Annotated in this window: 1 protein-coding gene; it reads left to right on the top strand. The window is 69.1% G+C overall.

Annotated elements, in window-relative coordinates; translation table 11 throughout:
• The coding region (locus ON36_RS28495) for a beta strand repeat-containing protein (RefSeq protein WP_218001242.1) at positions 1 to 1375 on the top strand (1375 nt) is incomplete at both ends.

Here is a 1375-nt window from a genome sequence, read left to right as displayed (position 1 = left end):
GGCGACGTGACCGGCGTAGCGGGCGACCTCGTCTCGACGGGCGATCTCACCGGTATCGCAGGCGACCTGACGAACTCCCTCGGCAACGGCAGCGGCGTAGTCGGCGACGTGGCGAACACCGTCGGCTCGTTGGCCGAGGTCACCGGCATCGCGGGCGACGTGATCGGTTCGACCGGCGACATCTCCGGCGTAGCAGGCGACCTCACCCAGAGCGTGGGCTCCGTGGGCGGCGTCACCGGAATGGCAGGCGACCTGACCGGTTCGATCTCCGGCATCACGGGCGACGTCACGAATTCTGCCGGCGACATCGCGGCCCTGACGAACACCGTCGGCGATGTCTCGGGTGTGGCCGGAGACCTCACGAACTCGGTGGGCGACATCGCGGGCGTAGCGGGCGACCTCACGAGCACCGTCGGCTCCGTCGGCGACATCACCGGCGTGGCAGGTGACCTGACCAACTCCGTCGGCGACGTAACCGGAACCCTGGCCGACATCGGCGACGTCACCGCAATCGGCGGTGACCTGGTCGGCGATGTCTCCGGAATGACCGGCGACCTGACGAACACCGTCGGCTCGGTAGGCGACGTCACCGGCGTCGCCGGCGATCTGATCGGTTCGGTCGGCGACGTTTCGGGTGTGGCGGGCGACGTGATCGGTTCGGTCGGCGATGTCTCGGGTGTGGCGGGCGACGTGATCGGTTCGGTGGGCGACGTTTCGGGTGTGGCGGGCGACGTGACCAATTCGGTCGGTGACATCGCGGGTGTCACCCAGACCGTGGGCGATCTGACGAACACCGCGGCCGACATCGGCAATGTCACCGGCGTCGCGGGCGACCTCACCCAGTCCATCGGCAACGTCGGCGATGTCGCCGGCGTCGCGGGCGATCTGACGCAGACTCTCGCGAATTCCGGAGACCTCTCGGGCGTCGCGGGCGACCTCACCAACACCGTCGGCTCCCTCGGCGATGTCACCGGTGTGGGCGGCGACCTCGTCGGCGCGGTGGGCGATGTGACCGGCATCGGCGGCTCGGTCGGCGAGCTGACGAACACCGTCGGCGACATCACCGGCGTGGCGGGCGACCTCACGAACACCGTCGGCACGGTCGGCGACCTGACCAACACCGTTGGTGACGTTGCCGGTGTCGCAGGCGATCTCACGCAGAACACGGGCTCCGTCAGCGACGTGACGGGTACGACCGGCGACCTCACGAACAGCATCGGCGACCTCACCGGCATCGCCGGAGGTGTCACCGCCGTGACGGGAACGGTGGGTGACCTGACGAATTCGGTCGGCAACATCAGCGATGTCAGCGGGGTCGCCGGCGACCTGACCGGTGTGGCGGGTGACCTCACGCAGACCGTGGGTTCGGTCGGCG

Origin of the sequence: Nocardia thailandica NBRC 100428 (assembly GCF_000308795.1) — a bacterium.
Classification (GTDB): domain Bacteria; phylum Actinomycetota; class Actinomycetes; order Mycobacteriales; family Mycobacteriaceae; genus Nocardia; species Nocardia thailandica.
This window is presented reverse-complemented; position numbering and strand designations above follow the sequence as displayed.